This window comes from Luteolibacter sp. Y139, assembly GCF_038066715.1.
GTDB lineage: Bacteria > Verrucomicrobiota > Verrucomicrobiia > Verrucomicrobiales > Akkermansiaceae > Haloferula > Haloferula soli.
Map to the genome: position 1 here is coordinate 127871 of NZ_JBBUKT010000015.1, position 19144 is coordinate 147014.

The 19144-nt window shown below is 62.3% G+C and carries 16 protein-coding genes; 10 read left to right on the forward strand and 6 right to left on the reverse strand.

The features are described from left to right. Positions 1–22: 22 nt before the first annotated feature. From WKV53_RS26305 to WKV53_RS26320, 4 genes are all read right to left on the reverse strand, one after another. On the reverse strand, positions 23–1087 hold the full coding sequence (locus WKV53_RS26305; RefSeq protein WP_341407821.1) for a glycosyltransferase family 2 protein: 1065 nt from the start codon (positions 1085–1087) through the stop codon (positions 23–25). A 106-nt stretch (positions 1088–1193) separates the two neighbouring features. Then, on the reverse strand, positions 1194–4280 hold the full coding sequence (locus WKV53_RS26310) for an efflux RND transporter permease subunit (RefSeq protein WP_341407822.1): 3087 nt from the start codon (positions 4278–4280) through the stop codon (positions 1194–1196). 33 nt (positions 4281–4313) lie between these two features. Continuing rightward, complete coding sequence (locus tag WKV53_RS26315) at positions 4314–5246, reverse strand: efflux RND transporter periplasmic adaptor subunit (protein ID WP_341407823.1); 933 nt, start codon at positions 5244–5246, stop codon at positions 4314–4316. Further along, on the reverse strand, positions 5243–6586 hold the full coding sequence (locus WKV53_RS26320) for a TolC family protein (protein WP_341407824.1): 1344 nt from the start codon (positions 6584–6586) through the stop codon (positions 5243–5245). The genes WKV53_RS26315 and WKV53_RS26320 overlap by 4 nt, the downstream gene beginning before the upstream one ends. A gap of 161 nt (positions 6587–6747) precedes the next feature. On the opposite strand from WKV53_RS26320, the gene WKV53_RS26325 reads away from it, so the two are divergent. From WKV53_RS26325 to WKV53_RS26370, 10 genes are all read left to right on the forward strand, one after another. After that, positions 6748–7434, forward strand: a complete 687-nt coding sequence (locus WKV53_RS26325) for a TVP38/TMEM64 family protein (protein WP_341407825.1) — start codon at positions 6748–6750, stop codon at positions 7432–7434. Positions 7435–7795: 361 nt separating this feature from the next. Then, the gene (locus tag WKV53_RS26330) at positions 7796–8470 is read left to right on the forward strand and encodes a response regulator transcription factor (protein ID WP_341407826.1); all 675 of its coding nucleotides are present in this window, start codon (positions 7796–7798) and stop codon (positions 8468–8470) included. Positions 8471–8543: 73 nt separating this feature from the next. Continuing rightward, positions 8544–8969 carry an EamA family transporter gene (locus WKV53_RS26335; protein ID WP_341407827.1) on the forward strand — a complete coding sequence of 142 codons (426 nt, stop codon included), beginning with the start codon at positions 8544–8546 and terminating at the stop codon, positions 8967–8969. Positions 8970–9030: 61 nt separating this feature from the next. After that, positions 9031–10539 carry an ArnT family glycosyltransferase gene (locus WKV53_RS26340; protein ID WP_341407828.1) on the forward strand — a complete coding sequence of 503 codons (1509 nt, stop codon included), beginning with the start codon at positions 9031–9033 and terminating at the stop codon, positions 10537–10539. A 105-nt stretch (positions 10540–10644) separates the two neighbouring features. Further along, on the forward strand, positions 10645–12405 hold the full coding sequence (locus WKV53_RS26345; RefSeq protein WP_341407829.1) for a phospholipid carrier-dependent glycosyltransferase: 1761 nt from the start codon (positions 10645–10647) through the stop codon (positions 12403–12405). Continuing rightward, positions 12402–13598, forward strand: a complete 1197-nt coding sequence (locus WKV53_RS26350) for a DegT/DnrJ/EryC1/StrS family aminotransferase (RefSeq protein ID WP_345789688.1) — start codon at positions 12402–12404, stop codon at positions 13596–13598. The genes WKV53_RS26345 and WKV53_RS26350 overlap by 4 nt, the downstream gene beginning before the upstream one ends. A gap of 20 nt (positions 13599–13618) precedes the next feature. Beyond that, positions 13619–14566: a glycosyltransferase gene (locus WKV53_RS26355; protein WP_341407831.1), complete on the forward strand. Its 948-nt coding sequence runs from the start codon at positions 13619–13621 to the stop codon at positions 14564–14566. Further along, entirely contained in the window at positions 14563–15456 is an 894-nt protein-coding gene (locus WKV53_RS26360; protein WP_341407832.1) for a formyltransferase, read from the forward strand. The genes WKV53_RS26355 and WKV53_RS26360 overlap by 4 nt, the downstream gene beginning before the upstream one ends. Beyond that, complete coding sequence (locus WKV53_RS26365) at positions 15453–16511, forward strand: bifunctional UDP-4-keto-pentose/UDP-xylose synthase (RefSeq protein ID WP_341407833.1); 1059 nt, start codon at positions 15453–15455, stop codon at positions 16509–16511. The genes WKV53_RS26360 and WKV53_RS26365 overlap by 4 nt, the downstream gene beginning before the upstream one ends. Then, positions 16508–17425 carry a polysaccharide deacetylase family protein gene (locus tag WKV53_RS26370; protein WP_341407834.1) on the forward strand — a complete coding sequence of 306 codons (918 nt, stop codon included), beginning with the start codon at positions 16508–16510 and terminating at the stop codon, positions 17423–17425. The genes WKV53_RS26365 and WKV53_RS26370 overlap by 4 nt, the downstream gene beginning before the upstream one ends. Before the next feature lie 14 nt (positions 17426–17439). Here WKV53_RS26370 and WKV53_RS26375 read toward each other — a convergent pair whose 3' ends face one another. Further along, complete coding sequence (locus tag WKV53_RS26375) at positions 17440–18174, reverse strand: methyltransferase family protein (RefSeq protein ID WP_341407835.1); 735 nt, start codon at positions 18172–18174, stop codon at positions 17440–17442. A gap of 13 nt (positions 18175–18187) precedes the next feature. Continuing rightward, entirely contained in the window at positions 18188–18985 is a 798-nt protein-coding gene (cmoA, locus tag WKV53_RS26380) for a carboxy-S-adenosyl-L-methionine synthase CmoA (RefSeq protein ID WP_341407836.1), read from the reverse strand. Between the last annotated feature and the right edge of the window lie 159 nt (positions 18986–19144).

Consider the following 19144-nt stretch of genomic DNA (forward strand, 5'->3'; position numbering starts at 1 on the left):
TGGGGGGTAGAAGGGTGGGGTGTTAGAATAATCCTTGGCCGATCGCCTTCTCCCAGCGCTTGGCCTGGATGCTGTCGGACCATGACATTTTTCCTTGGGTGGCTGGCGCGGATGGGGCGTCAGGGGAAGCGGGGCCGGGGAGGCGACCGCGGGTGCCGGTCATGATGCGGACGAGGCTTTTCAAGCCCATGAGGTGGAGCCGCCGGTTGGTGATGAGCATGGGATCGGAGCTGATCGCCTTGATCATCGATTTCAGGCAGCCGGGGTAGTCGGTCCAGAGGAAGCACTTCGAGCAGAGGTAGCTGTAGAAATTGCCGGCGGACCAACGGAAGACCTCGCGCGGGATCCCGGGATTTCGCTCGCGGGCGCGGCGCATGGCGATCTCGTAAGAGAGGCTCATCCAGGGGATGTTCAGACTCATGCAGGCCTCGACCTGCCGGTAGCCGACGAGAGGACGGCGGACTAGGCCGATGGTGTATTTCTCGGCGACGCGGATGCAGAGATCCCAGTCCTCGCAGCCTTGCGAGCCTTCCTGTTCCTCGCAGTTGAGGTAGAGGCCCACATCGGCCAAGGCGGAGGCGCGGAACATGGGGACGCTGGCATTCCCGATGAAGTTCCGGAGGATGAGCGGCACGGGAGCCCGGCCCTCGATTTCGAAAGGGAAGGAATCGGTAAGCCGCTGGCCTTGGGAATCGATCTTTTCCGACCAGCAGTAGGACATGCCCATTTCCTCGCCGCCGGCCTCCATGCAGGCGACTTGGGCTTCCAGTTTTTCGGGGAACCAGAGGTCATCCGCGTCCAAGGGCGCGATGTATTTTCCGCGTGCTTCGCGGATGCCCGAGTTCCGCGCGGCGCCGACCCCGCCGTTCTCGCGCTGGATCAAACGGACGCGCGGATCCCGCGCGGCGTAGTCGAGGGCGATTCGCGCCGTCCCATCGCGCGAGTCATCGTCCACGACGAGGATCTCGATTTCGCGCAAGGTCTGCGAGCAGGCTGATTCCAGTGTGAGGGACAGCCAAGCTTCGGCGTTGAAGGCGGGGATGACGACCGTTACAATCGGCGAGTCAGCCCGGGGGGAGGAGGGCATGGTGGCAGGATAGGAAGCCTGGAGCAGATTGGCAATGAAGAAGTCCGGGCGGTTAGCCACGCGATCACGGAGGGCTGGCGGACTCGAATGGCGGTGGATGGAGAGTTCAGAGGGGGTGTGGGTCGGGGAAGTGGGCGAAGCGCTCGGCCAGTGCGGGGAGGAGCAGCAGGGTGAGTAGGGTGGAGGAGATCAGGCCGCCCAGGATGACGATGGCCATGGGGCCCTCGATTTCCTGGCCGGCGGCGGTGGGCCGCAGGGCGATGGGGATGAGGACGAGTGCGGTGACGAGTGCGGTCATCAGCACGGGGATGAGCCTTTCGCCGGCGCCGCGAATGGCGGTCTCGCGGTTCCAGGGCAGGCCTTCGTCGAGGACCAGATGCTCGTAGTGGGAGATCATCATGATCGCATTGCGGGCGCTGATGCCGAAAAGGGCCACGAACCCGACAAGCGCACCCAGCGACATGGGGATGCCGGTGAGGAAGATCGCGAAGACCCCGCCGATGAGCGCGAAGGGCAGATTTGCCAAGACGAGGGTGAGATGCCGGCCATTCCGGAAGGCCATCCACAGGATGAGCACGATGATGGCGAGGGCCAGCGCCGACGAGACGATGAGATTCCGGTTTGCCTGGGACTCCGCTTCGGCGGCACCGGTGTAGGTGATCTGGGTTCCGCCGCCGGGATGGACCTTGCTTGCGATGGTGTGCTGCGCCTCGGCCATGACCGCGGAGATGGGTCTTGAACCGGCATTGAAGGTGACGCGCTGGAGCCGCCGGCCGCCCTCATGCTCAATCACCGCGTGGCCGGAGCCGATGAAGATCTCCGCGACATCCGCGAGGCGCACTGTTGGTCCCGGCGGCTGAATGAGCGGGAGATCGCCCAGGCCGGCGATGCTGCCCTGCGAGCCGGGGCCGACGAGCACGACGGGGATGATTTGACCCCATTGATAGAGATTGGAGACCTCGGCACCCTGATAGGCGGTCTGCACGGCGGTCATGACGTCTGCGGGGAGGAGCCCGAATTGCTCCATCGCGCGGGGCTTCATGCGGATGCCGATGCGAGGGCTGCCTTCGGTGGCCTTGGCGATGACGTCGGTGGCACCAGGTGTCTCCTTGAGCAGGCCGGCTATGGTAGCCGCCGTGTCCGCCAGGAGGCCAAGATCATTTCCGTAGATGCTGACAATGCCGGCCGCTGTCTCGCCGCTGATCGATTCTCCGATGCGGTCACCCAGGAAGGTGAGGACTTCGGATTGGATGCCGGGATACTTGCCAAGGAGATCCCGGAGGTCGTCTTGAATCGCCGCCTCATCAAGGGAGGGGTCCGGATTCAGCTCCACATGCATCTCGGCACGCTCCGGTCCCCAGGTGTCCACGCCCTGCTCGGCGCGGCCGGCCTGGAACTCGACGGAGAGGATGCGCGGGTCCTGAAGCAACTCGTGCGAGATCCGTTCTCCCAAGCGATTCATCTCCCGAAGTGAGGTGCCGGGAATGGCTGCGACCTGGATCACGAAGTGGCCTTCGCGGAACTCCGGCAGGAACTCGGTTTTCAGCCGGGGCACCAGCATTGCCGCGCCGACTCCTGCTGCGAGGACGAGGAGGCTGGCCAGCACGGCGTAGCGCGTGAAGAGCGTGAGCAAGGCGGTGTGAATGCTTCTCAGCCAGCGCAGATAGAAGGGCTCGCGATCCTCCGCGTGTCCATGCAGGAACAGCGAACAAAGTGCCGGTGTGACGGTCACGGCAATCAGCAGCGAGATGGCGGTAGCCACGACGAATGCCAGGCCCAGTGGGGCGAAGAAGCGCTCCTGAACGCCTCCCAGAACGAAGACCGGGATGAAGGCCGCGATGACGATGAGCGTGGCGAAGACGATCGCGCCGCGGACTTCGATCGATGCCTCCAGGACCACTTCCGCGGCGGGCAGTGGAGTTTCTAACAGGGCATTCAGGCGAAGGCGGCGGACGATGTTTTCCACATCGATGATCGCATCATCGACCACCACGCCGATGGCGACAGCGAAGCCACCGAGCGTCATCGTATTGAGGGTGATGCCGAAGCTCCGGAAGACGAGCATGGCCCCGATCAGCGACATCGGGATGGAGATGAAGGAAATGAAGGCGGTGCGCGGACTCCGCAGGAATAGCAGCAGCACCACGACGACGAGCCCGATGCCAATGAGGATGGAGTCGCGGATGTGATGGATGGCCAGCTCGATGAAATTGGCCGGCCGGTGGAGACTGCGGTGGAGGGTGATCTGCTCGGTGGCGAGGGCGTCGGCGTAGTTGTCCAGCGCTGCCTCGACACGACGGGTGACCTCCAGGGTATTGGCACCGTATTGGCTGGTCATGGCCAGCAGGACTCCGGGCTCGCCCTGAATCAGCGCGTCGCCGAATTTGGGGGCTGCGGCCAGGGTTACATGCGCCACATCGCGGAGGTGGATCGCGTCCCCGCCGCTGCCGCGAACGATGGTTGCGCCGAGCAAGCCGGGGTCGACAGGGATGCTCTCTGCATCGAGCACCAGTCGCTGATTCGGCGTCTCAATGTATCCCGCTCCCTGAGTGCCGGTGGCACCGGTGGTGGCACGGGTGATATCGGCGAGGGTCACGCCGTAGCGGGTCATCTGATCCTGGTCGAACTTCACCTCCATGCGGCGCGATTCGCCACCGACGACGCTGACCTCCGCCACGCCGGGGATGGCGCGGAGGAGCGGTGCCAAGTTCCAATCGGCGAAGGTGCGCAGCTCGAGTGGTGAGAGCTTGGTGGAAGTGATGCCCACCTTCAGCAGGTCCATTGTGGAAGAGACCAGGGGCGAAAGGGTGGGTGCCTTGGCCTCCTTCGGCAGGCGTGTGCCCATCTCCGCCATGCGCTCGGTAAGCAGCTGACGGTCGGCGAGAATGTCCGAAGAGTCAGCGAAGGTGATGGAGACGACGGAGAGACCTTGTCCGGACTCCGAGCGGATCATCTCGATCCCGGCGATGCCACTGACCGCGGCTTCGATCGGATAGGTCACGAGCTGCTCGACCTGCTCCGGTGCGAGTCCCGGTGTCTCCGTCTGGATGGTGACCTGGGGAGGGACGAAATCGGGGAAGACGTCCAACGGCATCTGTGGCGCTTGCCAGACCCCGATGGCCATCACCAGCAGGCCTGTCACGACGACAACGGCCCGATAGCGCAGCGAGAAATGAATGAGGGAGCGAAGCATGGATGAGCCGTCGTTATCCGATCGATCGGTCGGTCACTCTTCCTCGGCTGGTTGGTTGGCGAGTGCCTCCTGAGAGAGGAGGACCTGGGCGCCGCTGATTACTACCTCGTCCTTGCCCGCTTGCTCCTTACTCACATACCAGCCACCTGCCACGGGGTGATCGATGGGGATTTCGATGCGCTCGAACTCATGATCCTTCCCATGCATGCGGAAGATCCAGGCCCGGCTCTCGAAGAAGACTACAGCGCTCTCCGGGACCAGCACGCCCTCCTGTGCCTGACCGAGCAAATCCAATGCTCCGGACGCCGTGGCACCCACGGGAAGTGCAGTCCCTTGTGTGGTGAAGATGGCGAGGAAGGCTGGAGTCTGGAACGCGGGATCGGTGGTGGTGGCGGGATAGATGGTTTCGGTGTGCAGAGGGTCGGCGCGGCCGGCGAGGTAGAGGGATGCGCCTGCGGGAGCGGCATCGGTCCAGCGGTGGGCGGAGGCGGTCATGCGGACGAGGAAGCGCTTTCTCTCCAACAGATCCTTGATGAGGCTGGCCTGATCCGCAGCTGGCATTGCCGTGAAGGCCGATCCCCACTCCAGCGAGATCCGGTCTTCAAGGCCCTGGATGACCGCTTGATCCTGGAGCTGCTGGCTGCGCGCGGCATCCACGTCCTTGCGCGCCACGAGTTCTCCATTCGTGAAGAGCTTCTCGGCACGCGCGAGTGCCTCCTTGGATAGATCTGCGGTGGCCTTGGCGGTTTCTCTCTGACGCAGCAGGTCGATGAGGGTGGCTGGAGAGATGACGCTGCCGAACGCCGGACTGGTGGGAGCCACGGCGCATTTCTCCAAGGCCGCGGTGCGCAGGCCCAACCTTTCCCGGGCCGCCGAATCGATTTCCAGAGCTCGCAGCGAGGGGATGAGCGATCCCGAGGCGAGCAGGAGGATGGCCAATGAGTGGCGGGTGGAGGGGGGCTTCATGGCGAGTCGAAAGAGAGGCGGGCGCTGTCCTGAAGTTGCCCGAGCGATTGATTGGCTTGGGCGATGGCGTCGATCACGGCGAGCTTCGCCTGAAGGATTGCTCCGTTGGCTTCCAGCACGGGAATGCGGGTGACCTCGCCATGGCGTGAGAGCTCGGAGGTATTTCCGGCTTCCTTTTCCTGTGTGGTGAGCAAGGCCTGGACGTCCTTCAGGCGAGTGAGGTCGGAGCGATAGGAGGCAATCGCTTGGGAAAGCTCCCCGCTGATGCCGATCTGCGCGCGCTGGAAGACCGCGGCTGCTTCATCGCGCTTGGCGGTGGCCTCGCGGATCGGGCCGAGATTGCGATCCACGGGCAAGTTCATGCCGATGCCCAGGGCCCACTTCGACTGGCCTTGGTCGAAGGTGTAGCCCGGGTTCACGTGGAGGTCCGGGTATTGTTTGGCGATCTCCAGTCGCAGTGCGGAGTCGCTGGCGGCATAGTCCTCAAGCGCGGCGAGAAGATCGCTGCGCTCCAGCAGTGCGGACTTCCTGAGCCTGGACTCCGCAGGTGGTGCCGGCAGCTTGTCAAAGGCAGACCAGCCAAGAGAGGCTCCTTTGAGTGCTGAGGCCGGCATTCCTATCGCGTCCGCCAGCTTCGCAAGGCCGGTATCGATACGGCTGCGGGCTTCGGCGAGATCGATGGCATTGCGACCGCGTTGGGTTTGATAGAGAGCGAGCTCGCTGTGGGGCGATTCTCCGGCGCTAATGCGGGCGGTGAGGGCGGCGACCAATTCGTCGTCATTCCGCTGCTGTTCCTCGAGAAGCGAGAGGCGTCGCCTGGATGCTTCCAGATCGACGAGGGCGGAGCGGACCGCGGACATGACGAGCCATGACTTGTCGGCGATTGCCAGCACGGCCGAGTTGGCTTGGTGGCGTGCCTGGGTGGTGCGCTCCTGGCGCTTTCCTGCGGTCTCGATGGTAATGTCCGGCGAGAAGCCGAGAACCCATGGCGATACGCCGGCACCGGGATTGACGCCATACTCGGGCGTGAAGGACAGCGTGGGATTCGGGGCGGTATCGGCCGTGGTGATGGCGGCGATGGAAGAGGCGGCCTTGGCTTTCGCGACGGCGATCTCCGGATGATAATGAAGAGCGGCTGCCTGGAGATCGTGAAGGCTCCAGCTTTCCAGTGGCCAAGCGTGCTTGGCGTGCGCGGAGCCTGCCGCCACCAGATGGGGGCGGAGCGCCGGGTCATCAAGGCGGCGGTGGGAGAAGTCCGCAGCGGTGGTGGCGGGATCGAGTGCCAGGGGCTGATAGTGGATGCAGCCCGATAGCGTGACGAATGCAAGCAGGGCAGGCATTCTCCACGAGAACGATGAATTTGAGGAAAAGAGGCTAAAGGACGGCAAGCGTCGGTTTGCTAGCAGGGGCAGGGTTAGAAAACCATGAGAGTGGGCGCCGGGGTGTGCGCAAAGGGTTGACTCGGGTGTGCGTTCATAGGTTGTTCGCGTTCTGAACGTGGATGAAGCGACTTCTTCACAGGCACCGGCATCTGCTCGCACTCGTGGTGGTCGGGCTTCTTGCACTTGGGATTCTGGGGCGCTACGTCGCTCCGGATCATCCATTGGCGAGCTTGCATGAGTGGCTGGACCTGGTGCTGCAAAAGACGCGAGGGTTGCCGCTGGCTGTCTTCATTGTCGCAGCCGGGACGTTACCACTGGTTGGTGTGCCTATCGTTCCGCTCTACCTGATGGCTGGGGCGGTATATTTGCCCCTCTATGGACTGCCGGTGTCGTTCGGAGCGATGATGATCGCGCTGCTGATCAATCTGGTCATCAGCCATTCGTTGGCGCGCTGGATGAGGCCGTTTGTGGAGAGGATGGTGGCTCGCTTCGGTTTCACCATGCCGCGATTGGGGCGGCTTTCGGTTTGGAAGGTGATCCTGCTGGTGCGCATCACTCCTGGTGCGCCCTTGATGGCGCAGAACTATCTGCTGGCCCTGGCCGGGGTGCCGCTGCTGCCCTTCCTGTTAGTCTCCCTGCCGGTGGAATCGATGATTTGCGGCGGTTACATGGCGATGGGGAAATCCTTTGCCACGGGGCACTGGGGATGGCTGGTGGGCGGGGGAGGGGCAGTGATTTTCGTCCTGCTCGCCACGATGCTGGTCAGGGAACATCTGGCCGGAGCGGATTCTAACAAGAGCCTCTGACCTGCAACCCGGGCCGGTGTCTTCTTGTGTCCGGGCTTTCACAGGAGGGGGCATCCCCCGTCCCCCCCCGGGGCAGGGGATGCCGGTCGTTTCTCTTGCCGGGTCCCGAGGTCGGGGTTCCTGGCAAGGATGCGAAACGACATCCTGTTCCGGCGCTGATGGTAGGTGACCCACGATTAGAGGATCGTTAGAATCCGAATGATTTCCGAAAATTTCCGATGAGCGTCAGACTCGAGGTGGGTGATGGCGAGCGTGGCCGGCTTTCCCGAGTTATATTCGCAAGCCATCGGGGATTCATGAGAGAATTATGAGGAATTCCACGGTTGCCCGATGAGATCCGCGCCTGCTTCGCTGGAGGGATATGCGCTTGCTCGTGATCGAGGACCATCCGCCGCTGCGCGAGGCGCTCTGCCAGTACCTGCGCGAAGCAGGCTATCTGGTGAACAGCGAGGCTCGTGGGGAAGAAGGCCTGTGGGCGGCCCAAGGCAGCGAGTATGATGCGGTGATCCTCGATCTAATGCTCCCCGGGCTGGACGGGATGTCCATTCTTCGCCTGCTCCGGGCGCAGGGTAACTCGATCCATATCCTGGTGATCAGCGCGCGTGACAGCTTGGAAGATCGTTTGGCTGCCCTTGATGCCGGTGCGGACGATTATCTGGTGAAGCCCTTTCCGCTGGCTGAGGCGCTGGCCCGGATCCGGGCGCTGCTCCGGCGGAGCTTTGGCAAGAAGTCCCCGGTCATCGCGATCGGTGATCTGGAGATCGACCCGCTGCGCCGCAGGGTGAAGCGGAGTGATCGTCACATCGAGCTTACGGCGCTGGAATACCGGTTGTTAGAGTACCTGGCGCACCGTGATGGCGAGGTGGTTTCGCGGACCGAGATCTGGGAGCATGTCTTCGAAGACGGGGTGGGCGGCGGAAGCAATGCGGTGGACGTATACATCGCCTATCTCCGGAAAAAGCTGAATGCCGGCGCGCTGCCGGACTTGATCGTGACCCACCGGGGCCAGGGGTATTCGCTTGAAGTTCCGGGGTGATGGATGGGTGCGGTGTTTGCGGAGTGATGCTTTCGTCCTCGTGCTTCGGATGGTTCGCGGCTAGCATCTCCTGATGAATTGGCTTCACTGGTCGTTGCTGTCCGCCCTCTTTGCCGGCCTGACGGCCGTGCTTGCGAAGACCGGCGTTTCGGGTGTGGATTCGAATCTGGCAACGGCGATACGCACGACTGTAATCCTCGTATTCAGCTGGGGCATCGCGCTGGCTACCTCCAAGCCGGCCTCATTGTTAGGGATCCCGGGGAAGGCTTGGCTGTTCCTCGCTCTCTCGGGCATCGCCACCGGGCTATCGTGGCTGTGCTACTTCCGCGCGCTCCAACTCGGCGAGGCCTCGCGGGTGGCGCCGGTGGACAAGCTGAGCGTCATCTTCGTGATGATTTTCGCCGCCGTGATCCTCAAGGAGAAGATCACCTGGCAGCACGCGCTGGGCGGTAGCCTGATCGTGGCCGGGGCGGTGGTTCTGGCGTGGCCGAGGCCCTGAGCCCTTCAAAAAGCGTCCGTCTCACCGGATTCTCATCATCCTCCTGCTAGGCAGGCGGCGGATGTTTTCTCCGCTCCGACGCTTGTGCTCGCCAAGGATTCTGGTGGGGATCCTGCTTGCCTGTCGACTGGCGCTGCTCGTCTTCGCTCCTCACACGGATCCCTCCGAGTCCCGCTACGCGGAGATTGCCCGCAAGATGGTGGAAACGGGTGATTGGATCACGCCGCAGTTTGACTATGGGATCCCGTTTTGGGCGAAGCCGCCGCTTGCGATGTGGATGTCTGCGCTCGGCATGGAGTTTTTCGGGGTGAACGAGTTCGGCTCGCGGATCTTCGTGTTCCTGGGCGCACTGGTGGTGCTGGCACTGGTCTGGGATGCGGCGAGGCGGGAATTTGACAAGGAGGTGGGCTGGGTCGCTGTCGCCATGCTCGCGGGCATGCCGCTGTTCTTCTTTTCCTCGGCCGCGGTGATGACTGATCTGGCGCTGCTGCTGGGCATCACCTTGACCATGGTCGGTTTCCGCGGGGCGATGCGCAAAGACTCCCGATGGCATGGGTACGGGGTCTTCGCTGGGCTGGCGATCGGCCTGCTGGCAAAGGGGCCGGTGGCGCTGCTGCTTTCGGTGCCTCCGATGGCCGGATGGCTGTTTCTAACAGGCCGGTGGCGGGACGTGGGGAAATCGCTACCCTGGTTCTCAGGCACGCTGCTGATGCTGGCCCTGGCCCTTCCCTGGTATATCGCGGCCGAGCTCAAGACACCGGGCTTCCTGTCGTATTTCCTCATCGGCGAGAATTGGGACCGCTTCGTCGTTCGTGGCTGGGATGGAGATCTTTACGGTACTGCACACGCCGTGGCACCCGGCTCGATCTGGCTCTACCTTTTGCTCGGGTCATTCCCGTGGTGCCTCGGTTTGCTCGGGTCGTTTCCCGGGAATATCCGGAGGGTCCGGTCATGGGCGATGGCTCACAACGGGCACGGTCTCTACTGGGCCCTGTGGCTGCTGTGGCCGGTGATCTTCTTCACGCCGGCGCGGAATATCATCGCGACCTATCCCTTGGTCTCCTTGCCCGCGCTCGCGATGATATTGGCAGAGCTACATTGTTTCGACGCACGCGCGGACTCGCCGAGGGAAGAACCCCAGCCGCTGTCCCCACTGCTGGTGAGTGCCACGCTGGTCCTGGTCGCCGCTGCCTTCACGGTGTCGCTGGTGCTTCCCCAGTACTCGCCGAAACACTCGGAGAAGATGCTGGTCCGCCGATTTGAAGCAGAACGCTCGCCCGGCGACAATCTGGTCTACTATGGGCCTCGTAAATACTCGGCCGAGTTTTACACCGGCGGTGGCGTGGACAGCACGACATCGGCCGCCGTGCTGGAGGCCCGGCTGGATGCACCGGGACGCACCTTTCTGGCGATGCCATCCTATTGGTTTCCATTCATTCCCGCTCCGATCCGTCGCCACCTGCAACTGGTGGCGAGCTGGAATCACGGGCCATCTCTCTACGTGGAGCGCACCGACGTGCCGGACCTGAGCGGCATCGATCCTTCCCGTACCTCGCCCATCGGAAACTAGGATGTACACGGCCTTACGCTTGAAGGGAGCTCCCGGAAAAAGGGGCCTGCTCATCGGATTCTAATGAGGAGTCCGTTTCAATAACACCGCGACCTTGATTTTGCCTTGAGACTACGCTACGCCATTGATCCTGAATTCCCTACCGCCGGAGGCGGCGAGGCTCCGGCTGCGGCATGGCCCGGCTTTCGCAAGCTCGTGACGGTGGCGCTGCTGGCGTTATTCTGGTTCTGCGCCTTCATTGGCCTGCGCCCCCTGGCGAATCCGGATGAAGGTCGCTACACCGAGATCGCCCGCGAGATGGCGGAGAGCGGGGACTATGTGACGCCCCGCTTGAATGGCGTGAAGTATTTCGAAAAGCCGCCGCTGATGTATTGGCTCTCGGCGCTCACGTTCAAGGCATTCGGCTTGAATCAATTCACGGCGCGCCTCTGGGTGGCGCTCTTTGCCACGCTGGGCTGCCTGCTCACCTACGTTGCGGCGCATGTGCTCTACGGCCAGCGGGCCGGGATTTGGTCGGCTATCGTGCTCAGCAGCTCGCTGATCTACTACGTGCTCGGGCAGCTGGTCCTGCTGGACATGGCGGTCTCGGTGATGATCAGCGGTGCGCTGTTCAGCTTCATTCTCGCGGTTCGCGAGCCGGCGGGAAGACGCCGCTTCTGGCTCTTCATGGCGCACTATGGGTTCATGGCGCTGGCAACGCTGAGCAAGGGCTTGATCGGGTTCCTAATTCCGGGCGCGGTGATGTTCCTATGGCTGCTGATGCTTGGCAATTGGCGGATGCTGCGCCCGCTGCACCTGCTGCCGGGAGCCATCCTCTTCCTAGCGATCTCCGTGCCCTGGCACATTGCCGTGGCCACGGCGAATCACTCGGCGAATCACCAGATGGATTTCGCGTGGTTCTATTTCATTCACGAGCACTTCGAGCGGTTCACGACGACGGTGCACCAGCGATATGAGCCATGGTGGTTCTTCCTGCCGTTCGTGATCGGAGGACTGTTTCCGTGGGTTGTGCTCGCATGGCAGGCCGTGTCGCGTGCACTTGCGGGCGGCTGGCGCGAGCGGACGAAGCATGCGGAGGCTTGGTTCCTAGTGCTTTGGATCGGCTTCATCGTCCTCTTTTTCTCGGCCTCACAGTCGAAGCTGATCCCTTACATCCTGCCGGTGATTCCCGCGTGTGCGGTATTGATTGGCCGGTATGTGGCGGAGTGTTGGGACACGGTGGCGGGCAAAGGGCTCACGCGGGGAGGGATGGCGTTCGCGGTGCTTGCGATCGTCATCGGCATCGCCGCTTTCGTGGTGAAGCCGCCCGCCTATCATGATGCGCTGGCGGAAGCTTTTCCGATGCTGCGCGCGATGGTGGCGGGGGTGTTTATTCCTGCAGGTCTGCTGGCCGTATTGGCCTCGCTGCGGAAGAGTCCCCGCTGGGTGATCGGCTGTATCGCCGGGTCGGCGATCCTTCTCTTTCCGGGCATCGCCGCGATGGGACGCGTGATGGATGGTGAGTCGACAGTGCAGCTTTCGCATCTGCTCCAGCAGCGGCTAACGCCGACGGACCGGGTCATTCACTTGGGCATGTATGCGCAGGACATGCCTGCCTACCTTGGCCGGCAGGTGGATGTGGCGGCCTACAAGGGCGAACTCCAGTTCGGCATCGATGCCGAGCCGGAGCGCACGGACGCCCGCTTCATCTCGCGCGCTCGCTTTATCGAGGAGTGGCGGGAGCCTCACACGACTTACGCGCTGATGCGGACCTTCTACTACGACAAGTGGTTCCGCCTGCAGGGCGTGGATCACGAGGTGATCGGCCACGAGGGCGATCTTTATCTGCTGGTGAACCGCAATCCGAACTCAGTCTCGCAACGATGAGCGCAAGCCTATCCGCATCTCCTGTTTCGGCGCCGCCTCCGAGTGCCGCCGCATTCCTGCCGATGACCCGGCCGACGATCGACGAGAAAACGATTGCCGGTGTCTGCGAAGTGCTGCGAAGCGGCTGGATCACTTCTGGTCCGAAGGTGAAGGAATTCGAGCAGATGCTTTCCGCGCTTTTTGGCGGACGACCGGTCAGGGCATTCAATTCCGGGACCGCGACGCTGGAGATCGCGCTGCGCCTTGCCGGGGTAGGCCCGGGGGATGAAGTGATCACCACGCCGCTCAGCTGGGTGGCCACGAGCAATACGATTCTCACGGTGGGAGCGCGGCCGGTTTTCGTGGACATCGATCCCTTCACCCGGAACATCAATCTGGACCGTGTAGAGGAGGCGATTACTCCGGCGACGAAAGCGATCATGCCCGTCGACCTCGCGGGTCTTGCCGTGGACCGCGACCGTCTTGCAAGGATCGCGGCGGCTCACGGGCTCCGGGTGATCGAGGATGCGGCGCAGTCGCTCGGCAGCCGTTGGGATGGCCGTCTGATCGGCTCCTCCGGCGATCTGGTGTCGTTCAGCTTTCACCCGAACAAGAATGTCACCTCGATCGAGGGAGGTTGCTTGGTCATGAACTGCGATGCGGAAGCGAGCCTCGCCGAACAGTATCGGCTGCAAGGGGTGGTCCGGAGCGGCACCGATGGCATGGACGTGTCGGTGCTTGGTGGGAAATTCAACCTGACCGACGTGGCCGCGCGCGTGGGTATCGGCCAGCTGGAGAAGCTGGAGGAATTCACCTTGGCTCGCCGGGATCTGGCATGGCTTTACTTTGAACTACTAGAGTCGGCGGAGATGAAGGAGCTGGGCCTGCGCCTGCCGTTGCCGGACTTCAGGCAGACGAACTGGCACATGTTCCAAGTGGTGCTACCGGACCGGCGGATTAGCGGGGGACGCGCCGCGGTGATGGAGGCGATGAAGGCGCAAGGAATCGGCACCGGCGTTCACTATCCGCCCATCCATCTTTTCACCCTCTATCGCGGGATGGGCTGGAAGCCAGGTGACTTCAAGTATGCGGAGGAGATCGGCCGGAATATCCTGACGCTCCCGCTTTTCCCCGGCATGACTTCCGAAGATGTGCGCCGCGTGTGCGTGACGCTGGCGTCCGTGATTCGTTCTCTGACCGTCCAAGCATCATGAGTTCAAGAACCCTGCTACCCATGATCTCCCGAGCCACCGTGCAGGTTTCCGTGGTGATCCCCGTTTACAACGAGGAGGGGAACCTGCCCCTTTTGTTCTCCCGGCTCTATCCGGTGCTCGATGCGCTGGGCCGCAGCTACGAGGTGATCTTCATCAACGACGGTAGCGTGGACCGCTCGTCGCAGATGTTGGAAGAGCAACACGCCCTTCGGCCGGCGGTGACGAGGGTGATCGAGTTCACCTCGAACTTCGGCCAGCACATGGCGGTCATGGCGGGGCTGGAGCGCACCCGGGGTGAAGTGATCATCACGCTCGATGCCGACCTGCAGAATCCGCCGGAGGAAATCCCGGCCTTTCTCAAGGAGACGGATGCGGGCTCTGACTGCGTGGGTGGTGTACGCCAGGAAAGGAAGGATAGCTTTTTCCGGCGCCGTGCATCACTGCTCATGAACGGCATGCGCAGCCGCATGACCAGCATCCGCATGACGGACCAAGGCTGCATGCTGCGTGCCTACTCGCGGGAGGTGGTGGACGGCATCGTGCGCAGCGGGGCGATCAACACCTTTATTCCGGCGCTGGGCTACAGCCTGGCAAAGCGACCGAAGGAGATCCCTATCAAGCATGAGGAACGCCACGCGGGTGTGTCGAACTATTCGCTCTACCGGCTGGTGCGCCTGAACTTCGACCTGATCACATACTTTACGACAGCGCCGCTGCAGATTTTCACGCTCTTCGCGATGGCCTGTTCGGCGGGGAGTTTTCTGCTGGTGATTGTTTTGGCCGGGCGGCGGTTGATTTTCGGGCCGGAGGAGGGGGGGGTATTCACGCTCTTCGGCATTCTCTTCTTCCTGATCAGCGTTTGCATGGTCGGGATCGGGCTTATCGGCGAATACATGGGCCGGACCTATCAGGTGGTGCGCAATCGTGAGCGCTACCACATCGACCATATCCTGGAGGTAACGGAATGAACCGGCCGCGCGTCATTTTCTTCGGTTACAGCGAGGTGGGGCATGATTGCCTCGACCTGCTGGTCCAGCGTGGCGTGAATGTGGTGGCGCTGATCACCCATCAGGACAGCGCGGGGGAGAATATCTGGTTCAAAACACCGGCACGCGTGGCCGTGGAGCATGGCATTCCGATTCACACGCCGGATTCAGTGAAGTCTCCCGAGTGGATCGCGCGGATCGCGGAGCTGAAGCCGGACATGATCCTCTCCGTTTACTACCGGCACATGATCCCGGAGGCGATCCTCGCGCTCGCCCCGCTCGGGGCCTTCAACATGCACGGCTCGCTGCTGCCGAAATTCCGCGGTCGTGCGCCGGTGAACTGGGCGGTACTGCACGGTGAGCCGCGGATCGGCATGACCCTCCACCGCATGGTGAAGCGGCCGGATGCCGGCGAGATCATCGACCAGGAAGGCGTGGACATCGGCCCGGACGACACCGCGGAGCAGGCTTTCCGGAAGGTGCTGCCCTGTGCCACCGAGGTGCTGGGGCGGCAGCTTGATGCCTTGCTTGCGGGAACTGCAGTAGGCACCCCGCAGGATGAATCCCAGGCGTCCTACTACGGTGGACGTACTCCGGAGGACGGCCGGATCGATTGGTCCGCCAGTGCTGGTTCGATTCACAATCTGGTGCGGGCCGTGACCGATCCCTATCCGGGTGCCTTCAGCGACGTGGCCGACGCGCGCCTGATGGTCTGGCAGACCAACGTCGTGGACGGCGGCTGGGGCATGCCCGGCGAAATTCTCTCCCTGGAACCCTTCATCGTCGCCACCGGTGAAGGTGCCTTGCAACTGCTCCGGACCGAGTGGCGGAGCCAAGCCGACCCCGGGCTCATCGTGGGGGATATCCTATGAACGAAAAGCAATCACCCCTGAAAGTCCTGATCCTGGGAGCCAATGGATTCATCGGTAGCAGCCTCACTTCCGCGATGCTGCGCCGCACCGATTGGGAAGTCTACGGCATGGATGTGGGCGATCACAAGCTCACCCACGTGCTGGGGCACAACCGCTTCCACTTCGTGGAGGGTGACATCACGATCAACCGCGAGTGGATCGAGTATCACGTGAAGAAGTGCGACGTGGTGATCCCGCTGGTGGCAATCGCCAATCCGGCGCAGTATGTGAAACACCCGCTGCGGGTCTTCGAACTCGATTTCGAGGCGAATCTGGAAATCGTCCGCAAGTGTGTGAAGTATGGGAAGCGCCTGGTGTTTCCATCGACTTCCGAGGTCTACGGCATGTGCCCCGAGGAGGTGCTGGATGAGCAAGCGAGCAACATGGTCTACGGGCCGATCGACAAGCAGCGTTGGATCTACGCCGCGTCGAAGCAGCTGCTCGACCGGGTGATCTACGCGTATGGCTTGGAGGGCTTGGACTACACGCTCTTCCGGCCCTTCAACTGGATCGGGCCGAAGCTGGACAATGTGATGGAGCCGAAGGAGGGCAGCTCGCGTCTTTTCACGCAGTTCATCAGCAACGTGATTTTCAAGAAGCCGATCCAACTGGTGGACGGAGGGAGCCAGAGCCGCTCCTTCACCTTCATCGATGACGGCGTGGATTGCCTGCTCAAGATCATCGAGAACAAGGATGGCTGCGCGAGCCGGAAGATCTTCAATATTGGCAATCCGAACAACAATGTCTCGGTGGCCGATCTGGCGAAGATCATCATCGAGGCCTTCAAGCACTACCCTGACTACCAGGAACATGCCGAGCAGGCGCAGGTCGTCTCGGTCTCCTCGCAGGAATACTTCGGCAAGTATTACCAGGACATTTACACGCGGGTGCCCTCGATCGAGGCTGCGAAAGAAGCGCTCGGCTGGTGGCCGACCGTTGACTTGCAGACGGCGATCCGCCGCACACTGGACTATCACTTGGCCCACGAGGACTATGAGCTGACCTCTGCCGCATGAATGCGAACCCGGTGCTGGCGCTGAAGGTGGATGTGGACACCGAGCGTGGGACGCGCGAGGGCGTGCCCGCGCTGGTGAAGCTGCTGGAGGAATTCGGGATTCCCGCCACCTTCCTGTTCTCGCTGGGACCGGACAACACGGGGAAAGCCATCACGAGGATCTTCCGGCCGGGTTTTTTCAAGAAGGTGTCACGGACCAGCGTGCTGCAGGCCTACGGGCTGCGGACGCTGCTGAACGGGACGTTTCTGCCCGCCCCGCACATTGGCCAGCGGCATGCCGGCATCCTGCGGGAAGTGCAGCAGCGGGGATTCGAGGTAGGCATCCACTGCTACGACCACTATCGCTGGCAGGATCACTTGTTCCGCTTTTCGCTGGAGGAGACACGCGATCAATTCCGCCGGGCGAGGGGTGAGTTCTTCCGGATCTTTGGCAGCGAGGCCCATTGTGCAGGGGCTCCGGGCTGGCAGGCGAGTGAGGCGAGCAAGCAGGTTTACGACGAGGCCGGCTTACTCTACGCGAGTGATTCCCGCGGCACCTTGCCGTTCTTTCCAAAACTGGGAGACCAGACATTCAGGACCCTGGAGATCCCGACCACCCTGCCTACCTTCGATGAGCTGTTAGGCCGCCCGTCGTTTCCCGACGAGATGATCCCGTCGTATTACATGGGGCTGATGCGGCGGGACCGGCCGAATGTGATGACCATCCATGCGGAGATCGAGGGCGGGTTCAAGCTGCCGCTTTTCACCAGCCTGATTCGGTCTGCTCTCGACCTCGGCTGCTCGTTTGTTCCGATGGAAGATATTGCCGACGATGTGCTGGAGGGCGGCAAGGGTGCGGAAGTCCATCCCATCCAGATGGGAATGATCGACGGCCGGAGCGGCACGCTCGCCCTGCAAGGCAGCGTGCCCGCCTAGGGGTCAAGTCGGTCTCAAGCCTGAGCGACCCGCTTGCGCGAGGCGTTCTTCTTGATGGAGTGGACCACCAGGCTGAAAACAGCGGCTCCGGCAAGCACGGCGGCGCCGATGATCAACCGGACGGTGTCATCTCCGGGCACCCGGTAGCCTTCATACATGAAGAGCAGGCTGACGATCACCATCCAAGTGCAGCAGGTGCTGTAGTCCTTCAAGACCACCTTGCCCCATTGGAAGGTCATCCCATCGGTGGCCCCGCGGAGCCTGGAAAGCCGCGGCCGCCAGCGTGGAACCTCACGGCAGTATTGCTCGAATTCCTCGCCGAACTTGTTCCGCAGGAAGCGCTCTTCGGTGAGCACGATCGCCTGGTAGGAGACCAGCGTGAACAGGCCCGCTATCAGGTAAACCATCGGGTGATTGTGGACCACCAGGATGCCGGCGGCTGCCAGCAGGTTGCCGACGTAGAGCGGATTGCGCGTCACGCCGAAGATCCCCTTGGTCACCAGGGTATCGGCGTAGACCTTCTTGTTCAGGCCACCGCGTTTGATGTAGGCGAAGCCGATCACTGCACCGCGAATGACCTGGCCCAGGACACAGAGGCCCACGCCGAGAAGGTCAAGCGGCAGATCGCTTCGCAACGTGCCGCCATAAAGAACCGGCGGGAAGATCACGAACAGAATCGCCAAGAACACCGGGAAAACGGTGTTGCGATGTTTGAAAAGGAAGCTGCCCCAGAGGTAGACGAGGTTCATGAGAGGGCCGTGATTATTTCAGGGCGATGACGCCGGTAAAGTTATACCAGCGGAAGAATTCCTCCACGCAGTGGAAGCCGCTTTGCTTGAGAAGCGTCTCGTTTTCTTCCGGGCGGTAGGGGATGAGGACGTTTTCCAAGGCCTCGCGCTTCTGGGAGATCTCGATGTCCGAGTAGCCCACGCGCCGCTTCATGTCGTAGTAGTTCTTGATGAAGAGGCGGTTCAGGACGGTGTTTTCGGTGGTGACCTTTTCGACCAGGATCAGGCAGCCGTTCTTGTTCAGGCCGTCGTAGATGCGCTGGATCATGCGCTCGCGGTAAAGCGGGCGGATGAACTGGAGGGTCAGGATCAGCATCACCACGGACGCGTTCTCGATGACCGGAGTCTCGTGGAGGTCGCCCTGGATGAGCTGGATCGGGCGGGTGGTGCCGGAGCGTTTGATCTTGGCGGCGGCTTCCGCGAGCATTGGCGCGGAGTTGTCGACGCCGATGAAATGGGTGGATGGATCGACCTTGCCATCGAGGGCAAGGAAGGTGGTGGCGGTGGAGACGCCGAGGTCGTAGAGATTCGAGCCCGGAGTGGCGAAGTCGGCTGCGAGCTCGCAGCACATGCGCTGGATTTCCGAGTAATAAGGGACCGAGCGGTCGACCATGTCGTCGAAGACGGCGGCAGTCTCGGAATTGAAGGTGAAATCCGCAGACCCTGAGCCCTCCTTGGCGAAGACCTGATCGAGCTTTTCCCTCGCGGGAGCCGCTCCTTCAGGTCCGGGAAACGAGGTTATGGAAGCAGAAGAGGGTGATTCAGGGGTCATACGAGGTCTCGCACGGGTGACGGCGGAGCCTATCCGCCTTTTTATGAGAAAATGATGAGAGATTGCGGCCTGATTGTATTGCCAATCAGTTACAGCGAGCGTGCGAGCTGTCAGGGCGACTGCCAAGCTCGATTTCGTTCATGGATCAGGAGGTCGGCC